General features: G+C 72.7%; 8 protein-coding genes and 1 riboswitch. Of the genes, 2 read left to right on the top strand and 6 right to left on the bottom strand.

From position 1 onward, the window contains the following. Positions 1-342: 342 nt before the first annotated feature. Entirely contained in the window at positions 343-2,043 is a 1,701-nt protein-coding gene (locus QNO07_RS27205; RefSeq protein WP_283995202.1) for a ricin-type beta-trefoil lectin domain protein, read from the top strand. A gap of 103 nt (positions 2,044-2,146) precedes the next feature. On the opposite strand, the gene QNO07_RS27200 is transcribed toward QNO07_RS27205, so the two are convergent. From QNO07_RS27200 to gcvT, 6 genes are all read right to left on the bottom strand, one after another. Then, positions 2,147-2,539 (bottom strand): type II toxin-antitoxin system VapC family toxin, encoded by a 393-nt coding sequence (locus QNO07_RS27200; RefSeq protein ID WP_283995201.1) that lies wholly within the window; start codon positions 2,537-2,539, stop codon positions 2,147-2,149. Continuing rightward, positions 2,536-2,808: a hypothetical protein gene (locus QNO07_RS27195; protein ID WP_283995200.1), complete on the bottom strand. Its 273-nt coding sequence runs from the start codon at positions 2,806-2,808 to the stop codon at positions 2,536-2,538. The genes QNO07_RS27200 and QNO07_RS27195 overlap by 4 nt, the downstream gene beginning before the upstream one ends. Before the next feature lie 530 nt (positions 2,809-3,338). Then, the gene (locus tag QNO07_RS27190) at positions 3,339-4,721 is read right to left on the bottom strand and encodes an L-serine ammonia-lyase (RefSeq protein WP_283995199.1); all 1,383 of its coding nucleotides are present in this window, start codon (positions 4,719-4,721) and stop codon (positions 3,339-3,341) included. 118 nt (positions 4,722-4,839) lie between these two features. After that, the gene (gene glyA, locus QNO07_RS27185; protein ID WP_283995198.1) at positions 4,840-6,114 is read right to left on the bottom strand and encodes a serine hydroxymethyltransferase; all 1,275 of its coding nucleotides are present in this window, start codon (positions 6,112-6,114) and stop codon (positions 4,840-4,842) included. Between the two features lie 40 nt (positions 6,115-6,154). Continuing rightward, positions 6,155-6,532: a glycine cleavage system protein GcvH gene (gene gcvH / locus QNO07_RS27180; RefSeq protein ID WP_283995197.1), complete on the bottom strand. Its 378-nt coding sequence runs from the start codon at positions 6,530-6,532 to the stop codon at positions 6,155-6,157. An 85-nt stretch (positions 6,533-6,617) separates the two neighbouring features. Next, positions 6,618-7,769 (bottom strand): glycine cleavage system aminomethyltransferase GcvT, encoded by a 1,152-nt coding sequence (gene gcvT, locus QNO07_RS27175; RefSeq protein WP_283995195.1) that lies wholly within the window; start codon positions 7,767-7,769, stop codon positions 6,618-6,620. Positions 7,770-7,905: 136 nt separating this feature from the next. Further along, positions 7,906-8,011, bottom strand: a riboswitch (glycine riboswitch). A gap of 166 nt (positions 8,012-8,177) precedes the next feature. On the opposite strand from gcvT, the gene QNO07_RS27170 reads away from it, so the two are divergent. After that, positions 8,178-9,119, top strand: a complete 942-nt coding sequence (locus QNO07_RS27170) for a P-loop nucleotide/nucleoside kinase family protein (protein WP_502961956.1) — start codon at positions 8,178-8,180, stop codon at positions 9,117-9,119. Positions 9,120-9,236: the final 117 nt, after the last annotated feature.

The raw sequence follows: 9,236 nt of genomic DNA, 5'->3' as shown, positions 1-9,236 counted from the left end.
GCATCCAGGACGTCTACACCCGCGACACCGGCTACCTCAACAGCTGGAAACTCACCTTCTGACGCCTCGCGGAGCACCGGTCAGGCGCTGCCGCTGAGCGGAAAGCCTGCTGACTCACGGAGTCGGCAGGCTTTCCTGATGGCACCTGCGACGCTTGTGCGAACCGGGAACACCCTTATTGGTACAGGCCACCGGGCTCTCGCGGTTCCGACTGGAAAATCAGCCGTTGCTGACAAACTCCTTCCACGGACGCGCGATCTCCAGCAACATGGGCCTCCTCCTAACCCACCGGCCCCACCAGGGTTGCCAGTTGGCCGCACCGGATGCCGAGGAGTCCCAGGTTTGCCCCAGCATGAACCCCCGTCGGGTGCGCAGCCGGCCGGGTTGGACCACCGAAGACTGCCTGACGCGGAACTCACCCAACTGCTGCGAGTGGGCTCGCCCACGGCCCGCGCCGCAGTCGCCGACGAGATACGCAGCCGCCATCTGGACGCCGTGCTGCGCTACACCCGGATCTGCACCGCCGGCGACGCAGCCGCCCGTGAACTGGCCGAACGCGCCTTCACACACGCCGTCCGCCGGGAACGGCAGGGCTCCGGTGACATCGCCTGGCGCCCCTACCTGCTGCTGTGCGTGCAGCGGACCGCCGCGCGCTGGATCGAGGAGGGCCGCGTCGCGGACCTCGCCCCGGCGTTCGCCGTGTGGCTGGACGAGGTGCGGGCCGGCCGGACCGAGGGCGAGGGACCGCCGCGGTTCGACGACCTGTCGATCATGCTGCACGGGTTCCGCCGCCTCCCTCCCCGCACCCAGGTACTGCTGTGGCACTGCTTCGTGGAGCGGGAGAGCGACCAGCAGGTCGCCCGGCTGCTCGGGCTGGAGCCCGGCTCGGTCGCGGCGCTCGCCGACGGCGCTGGCACCGCCCTGCGCACCGCGTACCTGCGTGCGCACCTGGACAACGACGCCCGCGAGGACTGCCACCGCTTCAGCCGCATGATCGAAGCGGTCTCCCGCCCCGGCGGCCCGCCCCGCAGCGAGGACCTGAACGCGCACCTGGCCGGGTGCCGCGCCTGCACCCAGGCCATCGGCGACCTGTTCGCGATGGGCGACGACCTGCCCACCGCACTCGTCGAGGGCCTGCTGCTGTGGGGCGGCCCCGCCTACGTCGCCGCCCGGCCCCACTCCTGGCCGCCGCCTCCCGCCCACCCTCCGGCCCCGGTGCCCGCCGCCGAGCACCGGGCGGGCGGCCACCGGGCCGCCCGGCCCGCCCGGAGCCGGGGCGCCGCCGGACGACGCGGCCGTCCGAGCCTGGTCGCGGTCCTGGTGTCCGGCACCGCCGCGCTCGCCGTCGCGGCGATCACGGCAGCCCTGGTCTCCAGCGGCTCCAGCGGCTCCCGCAACCCCAGCCCGTCGGGCATCGCGGTGCCCGCACCGCCCGCCGCCACCGAGACCGTCACCGCCCCGCCGCCCAGCGGCCCGACGGCCTCCCCGTCCCCGTCCGCGCCGGAGCCGTCGGCCTCCTCGTCCCCGCCGAAGGCATCCGACCCGCCACCGCCCAAGCCCTCGGCGTCCGCACCGCCGGCCGGTGAACCACCGCACGCCGTCGAGCCGCACGCCCCGCCGCGCGGCGACGACTTCACCCAGTACGTCAACGCCCGCTCCGGCCTCTGCCTGGACATCCAGGGCCGCATCCCGCAGCCGGACCGCAACGTCATCGTGCGGACCTGCGAACCGGTCAGCACCCAGAAGTGGAACCTCGACGACCGGGGCCTGCTGCGCAACTACTCCGACCCGGACCTGTGCCTGGACTCCCGCGGAGCCGGTGACCGCGGCCCGGGGCTGGCGAAGTGCTCCGCGGTCGACAGCCGCCACGGCCACAACGTGCGCTTCTACCTGTCCGGCAAGGGCGCGCTTCGCCCCTTCGTCGCCCACGAACTGGCCCTCGCCCAGCACGGCAGCTCGGGCGGCCTGCGCTTCGTCCGCGCCGACGGCAGCGCGGCCCAGCGCTGGAACGCGGGCGCCAGCATCACCAGCGCCCGCGACTGACGGGCGCGAGGGCGGGGCATGGCGGGGCGGGGCGAGGAAGTGGGCGATGCCGTGCCCGGCGCGGGCGGGCAGCCCTCCGGTACGGGCGGGGCCGGTGCAGCGGTCAGACCTCGACGACGCGGATTCCGGGGCCGCAGAGCGTCAGGAGGTCTTCAGGGTCCGACGTCAGGACGGTCACCGGGGCGGGCGAGGTGAGCGCCGTGGCGGCCACCAGGGCGTCGATGGCGTACTTGTGGCCGTGCAGGCCGGCCGCGGCCAGGAGCCTGCTCGCACGCCGAGCGATGGCTTCGTCGGGCGGGACGATGTTCAGCCGGGAGCCGGCGTAGTCGAAGCGGGCCTGGTCGACCACGGGATCGCGCGCTTCGACGAGGGTGACGGAGCTGGTGACGACGCGGACGTCCTCGGCTTCGGCTGCCGTCAGCCACTCGGTGATCTCAGGCGAGCGTCGTACCAGTGCGGACAGGCCTTCGCAGTCCAGGACGAGCGTGCCGCTCACGCGGCGTCCGCGGAGCCGGCCGTCTCGCCACGGAGGAGCGCACGTTTGGCGTCGACGGCCGACTGGTCGACCGGGCCGTGGTCGGCTTCCGCGTTCTCGATGAGTTCGCGCAGTCGGTCCCGCTCCAGTTGGCGCTGGATGAGGGACTCCACGTAGGCGGACATGCCTCGTTTGCCGGTACGTGCCTTCAGAGCGGCGATGGTGCCTTCGTGGAGCGAGACGGACACGGGCCGGACGGGTCCTTCGCCGGGCGCCGGAGAGGTAGTCATGGAGCCGAGATTAACAAAACTCTTGTTATCAGTCGCCCTTGAGCAGCAGGCCACCCTTGAGGACGAAGTGTTCCCCTGTATTGCCCCACCACGGTCGGCGGGTAGGAAATCGTGGGGCGGCGTGTACCGCGCGGCACGGCGATGTGTACCGCTGCGGGGATGTCGTCGATCAGCTCGTGCAGGGCCGAGGCGGACTCACCGCACACGACGGCGTGCGGAGCCCGTGTGCACACGGCCAGCAGATCTGCGTGCGCGGTCTCCGGGGCGTCTGTCCGCCGGTAGACCCCGCGGGAGAGTTCGTCTGTCTCGCCCTCCGCGACCAAGTACGCCAGATCGCGGGAGGAGAGCAGGGCCTGACGTGCCTGCGCCGTCGTGAATGGAGGGGAGAGGCCGGTCAGCCGCTGCTCCAGGCGCGAGTTCTCCGCAGCACTCATGTATCGAATGACACCCCTCAGATGGACTCGGGGGATCGATTCGATACATCCTCGCGGTGGTCGGTGGTCGGTGGTCGGCGGTCGGGGCGTTTCCCCTCAGCACTCGATGATGTTCACCGCCAGGCCGCCGCGCGCCGTCTCCTTGTACTTGACGGACATGTCGGCGCCGGTGTCCTTCATCGTCTTGATCGCCTTGTCCAGTGAGACGTGGTGCCGTCCGTCGCCACGCAGGGACATGCGGGCGGCGGTGATCGCCTTCACGGCCGCCATGCCGTTGCGCTCGATGCAGGGGATCTGCACCAGGCCGCCCACCGGGTCGCAGGTCAGGCCGAGGTTGTGCTCGATGCCGATCTCGGCGGCGTTCTCCATCTGCTCGGGTGAGCCGCCCAGCACCTCGGCGAGGCCGCCGGCCGCCATCGAGCAGGCCGAGCCGACCTCACCCTGGCAGCCGACCTCGGCGCCGGAGATGGACGCGTTCTCCTTGAACAGCATGCCGATGGCGCCGGCCGCCAGCATGAAGCGGACCACGCCTTCCTCGTCGGCGCCCGGCACGAAGTTGACGTAGTAGTGCAGCACCGCGGGGATGATGCCCGCGGCGCCGTTCGTGGGGGCCGTCACCACCCGGCCGCCGGCGGCGTTCTCCTCGTTGACGGCCATGGCGTAGAGCGTCACCCACTCCATGGCGTGCGCCAGCGCGTCGCCCTCGGCGCGCAGCTGGCGGGCGGAGGTGGCGGCGCGGCGGCGGACCTTCAGGCCGCCGGGCAGGATGCCCTCCTGGCTCAGCCCGCGGGCCACGCAGGCCTGCATGACCTGCCAGATCTCCAGCAGGCCGACCCGGATCTCCTCCTCGGAGCGCCACGCCTTCTCGTTCTCCAGCATCAGCGCGGAGATCGACAGGCCCGTCTCCCGGGTGAGGCGCAGCAGTTCGTCGCCGGTGCGGAACGGGTACGCCAGCTCGGTGTCGTCGAGCTTGATGCGGTCCTCGCCGACGGCGTCCTCGTCCACGACGAAGCCGCCGCCCACCGAGTAGTACGTCTTCTCCGACAGCGGGTGCCCGTCGGTGTCGTAGGCGAACAGCGTCATGCCGTTGGCGTGGTACGGCAGCGACCGGCGGCGGTGCAGGACCATGTCGCGGTCGGAGTCGAAGTCGATCTCGTGGGTGTCGCCTATCTCCTCGGCGAGCAGCCGCAGCCTGCCGGTGGAGCGGATGCGCTCCACGTCGGTGTCGGCGCGGGTGACGTCCACGGTCTGCGGCGCGTTGCCCTCCAGGCCCAGCAGCACCGCCTTCGGCGTGCCGTGGCCGTGGCCGGTCGCGCCCAGCGAGCCGAACAGCTCGGCGCGCACCGAGGCGGTCTGGGCCAGCACACCCTCGTTCTTGAGGCGCCGCGCGAACATGCGGGCGGCGCGCATGGGCCCGACCGTGTGCGAGCTGGAGGGGCCGATGCCGATGGAGAAGAGGTCGAAGACGGAGATGGCCACGGTGGCGGACTCCCTTGTCTGCTCGTGGGTGGAGCGGGGGGTGCGGTGGTTCCGCCGGGCGCCTCGCGGGGGGTGGTGCCAGGCGCCCGGCGGCGGCCCGGTCGCCCGGGCCGGTGGGCTACTTGCCCAGGCCCGGGTACAGCGGGTGCTTGTCGGCGAGGGCGGAGACGCGGGCCGCGAGGGCCTTGGCCTTGTCCTCGTCGAAGCCCGGCAGCAGCGCCTCGGCGATGACGTCCGCCACCTCGGTGAAGTCCTCGGCGGTGAAGCCGCGGGTGGCGAGCGCCGGCGTGCCGATCCGCAGGCCCGAGGTCACCATCGGCGGCCGGGGGTCGTTGGGCACGGCGTTGCGGTTGACGGTGATGCCGACCTCGTGCAGCCGGTCCTCCGCCTGCTGGCCGTCCAGCTCGCTGTTGCGCAGGTCGACCAGGACGAGGTGCACGTCGGTGCCGCCGGAGAGCACGGAGACGCCCGCGTCCACCGCGTCCTGCCGGGTGAGGCGCTCGGCGAGCAGCTTGGCGCCCTCCAGCGTGCGCTGCTGGCGCTCCTTGAACTCCTCGGTCGCGGCGATCTTGAAGGAGACCGCCTTGGCCGCGATGACGTGCTCCAGCGGGCCGCCCTGCTGGCCGGGGAAGACCGCGGAGTTGATCTTCTTGGCGTGCTCCTGCTTGGAGAGGATCACACCGCCGCGCGGGCCGCCGAGGGTCTTGTGCGTCGTGGTGGTGACCACGTCGGCGTAGGGCACCGGGTTGGGGTGCAGCCCGGCCGCGACCAGACCGGCGAAGTGCGCCATGTCGACCATCAGCAGCGCGCCGACCTCGTCCGCGACCTTCCGGAACGCGGCGAAGTCCAGCTGGCGCGGGTACGCGGACCAGCCGGCGATGATCATCTTCGGGCGGTGCTCGCGGGCGAGGGCGGCGACCTCGTCCATGTCGACCAGGTTGCTCTTCTCGTCGACGTGGTAGGCGACCACGTTGTAGAGCTTGCCGGAGAAGTTGATGCGCATGCCGTGGGTGAGGTGGCCGCCGTGGGCCAGGTCCAGGCCCATGATGGTGTCGCCCGGCTTGAGCAGCGCGAACATCGCCGCCGCGTTGGCGGACGCACCGGAGTGCGGCTGCACGTTCGCGGCCTCGGCGCCGAACAGCGCCTTGATGCGGTCGCGGGCGATGTCCTCGATGACGTCGACGTGCTCGCAGCCGCCGTAGTAGCGGCGGCCGGGGTAGCCCTCGGCGTACTTGTTGGTCAGGACCGAGCCCTGGGCCTCCAGCGCCGCGACCGGAGCGAAGTTCTCCGAGGCGATCATCTCGAGGGTGGACTGCTGGCGGTGGAGCTCGGCGTCGACGGCTGCGGCGACGTCCGGGTCCACCTCGTGAAGGGACTGGTTGAGAAGCGACATCAGATCAGGATCCGATCGTGGTGTGCTGGCAGGAGCGGGCTCAGTTGCCGGTGAAGGCGGCGTACTCGTCGGCGGACAGCAGGTCGTCCGGCTCCGAGGTGATCTTCACCTTGAACAGCCAGCCGCCCTCGAAGGGAGCGGAGTTCACCAGCGCCGGGTCGTCCACGACGTCCTGGTTGATCTCGGTGATCTCGCCGGTGACCGGCGCGTACAGGTCGCTGACCGACTTGGTCGACTCCAGCTCACCGCAGGTCTCGCCTGCGGTGACGGTGTCGCCCACCTCGGGAAGCTGGACGTAGACCACGTCACCGAGCGCGGTTGCCGCGTGCTCGGTGATGCCGACCGTCGAGACGCCGTCCTCGGCGTTCGACAGCCACTCGTGCTCCTTGCTGTAGCGCAGCTGCTGGGGGTTGCTCATGAGCTGAATTCTCCCGGATGAAGGGTGGTGACTGCGAAACGGGTCTTGACAGGTGGGACGACCGCCGGTGGCGGACGCCGGACGGTCAGCGCTCGCGCTTGTAGAACGGCAGCGCGACGACGCGGTACGGCTCGCGGCTGCCGCGGATGTCCACCGCGACGCCCTCCGTTCCCGGCGCGGCGTGCTCGGCGTCGACGTAGGCCATGGCGATCGGCTCGCCGAGCGTGGGGGACGGAGCACCGGAGGTGACGCGGCCGATGACGGTGCCGTCGGCGGACACCACCTCGTAGCCCGAACGGGGGACCCGGCGGCCCTCGGCGACCAGGCCGACGAGCTTGCGCGGCGGCGCGGACGCGGCGCGCTCGGCCGCTGCCTCCAGCGGTTCCCGGCCGACGAAGCGGCCCTCGTTGGTCGTCTTCTCGAACTTCACCACCCGGCCCAGCCCGGCGTCGAACGGTGTCGTCTCACGGGTCAGCTCGTTGCCGTACAGCGGCATGCCCGCCTCCAGCCGCAGCGTGTCCCGGCAGGACAGCCCGCACGGGACGAGCCCGGCGCCGGCGCCCGCCTCGGTCAGGGCGTTCCACAGGCGTTCGGCGTCCGACGCGGCCACGAACAGCTCGAAGCCGTCCTCGCCGGTGTAGCCCGTACGGGCGATCAGCGCGTCGACACCGGCGACCGTGCCGGGCAGGCCGGCGTAGTACTTCAGGCCGTCCAGGTCGGCGTCGGTGACCTGCTTGAGGATGCCGGCCGCCTCCGGACCCTGGACGGCGAGCAGCGCGTACGCGTCCCGGTCGTCGCGGACCGCCGCGTCGAACCCGGCCTGCCGCTCCCGCAGCGCGTCCAGCACGACCTGGGCGTTGCCGGCGTTGGCCACCACGAGGTACCGGCGGTGGCCGCCGGAGGTGTCGTCGGTGAGCCGGTAGACGATCAGGTCGTCGAGGATGCCGCCGCTCTCGTCGCAGATCATGGTGTAGCGGGCGCGGCCCTCGGCCAGCGCGGACAGGTTGCCGACCAGCGCGTGGTCGAGCAGCTCACCGGCCTGCGGGCCGGTCACCGCGATCTCGCCCATGTGGGACAGGTCGAACAGCCCGGCGCGGGTGCGGACCGCGAGGTGCTCGTCGCGCTCGCTGCCGTAGCGCAGCGGCATGTCCCATCCGGCGAAGTCGGTCATCGTCGCGCCGAGGGCGCGGTGGACGGCGTCCAGGGCGGTGCGTCGGGGGTCATGGGTGTGTGACATCTGTGGCTCCCAGGCAGGGGCGGACATGTCCTCCCCATCTGTCATCGGAACCTGAGAGGTTCGCCACAGGCCCGTTCGGGCCATGACTTGCACCTTGGGTGGGACCGGCGCACGCCGGCCCGCTTTTCAGATATGCCTCGCCTGCGCGGTACGGGGCCTGAGAGATTCAAGGGAGGACTTGCTCCTTCGGCGCCCCGCATCCTCATGACCCAAGGATGCCGGGACTCTCCCGCGCTGGCTGTTAGCGGCCGATATGGAGTTGCGGGCTCATCATGACACGGGCTCCCCTCCCGCGGGGAGCCCGGAGCGGTCACGGCGGCCGGCGAAGGGGAAGGGATGCGGGCACGGCACCCGGTGGGAACCGGGTGTGCCGCGGAGGCAGGGCATCGGTCAGGGGAGGGGAACGGCATGATCCGTTACGAGGCGGAGGGCGCGGTGCGCCCGCTCGTCCCGGAGCAACCGCAGGTGGCGCAGTACACGCCGCGGTCGGCGGGGGCGGGGCAGACGACGGGGGCGCAGGTACGGCAGGCACGGCGGCCGTGGGAGGTGCAGTGGCTGCGGCCACGGCAGCAGCGGGGCGGCGGCTTCGCCCAGGTACCGGTGGCCCCCGTGGCGTCCGCGGTGCCGGTGGAGCACCTGCCGCGGGTGCTGGACCTGAGGGGCGCCGCGTTGGGCGGGCCCGGCGCGCTGGCCTGGCCGGCCGGCGACCGGGTGGTGGTGTCCGGGCTGCCGGGCGGCGGCAAGTCCACGCTGATGCGGCGGATGAGCGCCGGCCGCACGGCGCTCGTGCGGATCGACTCGCAGGACGCCCGGGACTTCTGGGAGACGCGGGTGCCACCCGGCGTGCCCTACGCCGTCTACCGTCCGCTGGTCCGGGTCACGCACTACTGGCGGCTGTGGCGGGCGCTGCGCAGTGGGTGCAGCGTGCTGGTGCACGACTGCGGGTCCCTGGGATGGGTGCGCCGCTGGCTCGCCCGGGACACCCGGCTGCGCGGCCTGGCCCTGCACCTGCTGGTGCTCGACGTGCCGTCGGTGACGGCGCTCGCCGGGCAGGCCGCACGGGGCCGCTTCGTTTCGGGCTACGCCTTCGGTCGGCACCGCAGGGCCGTGGCCCGGCTGATCGCCGGTCTGGAGCGCGGTCTGCCGCCGCGCGGGTGCAGTTCCGCGGTGCTGCTCGACCGCGGGGTGGCCGGGTCGCTGGGCGCCGCGGTCTTCCTCGACCGCGCGGACCTCGCGGGCCGCCCGGAGGTGCCGATCCGCCCGGACGTCGCGGTCTGCCCGGACGTCGCGGAGCGGGCGGACGTCCCGGGCCGGGCGGTGCCGGCCCCCGGCCCGGCCGACAGGCCGTAGCGACCCTGCGGGCCCGCCGGCGTCCTGTGCGCGGGTTCCGTTCCCCGGCGGTGCCGGGCCGCGGGGGGCGGGGGGGGGGGGGGGGGGGGGGGGCGGGGCGGGGGGGGCGGGGGGGGG

The organism is Streptomyces sp. 549 (assembly GCF_030124175.1).
Classification (GTDB): domain Bacteria; phylum Actinomycetota; class Actinomycetes; order Streptomycetales; family Streptomycetaceae; genus Streptomyces.
This window is presented reverse-complemented; position numbering and strand designations above follow the sequence as displayed.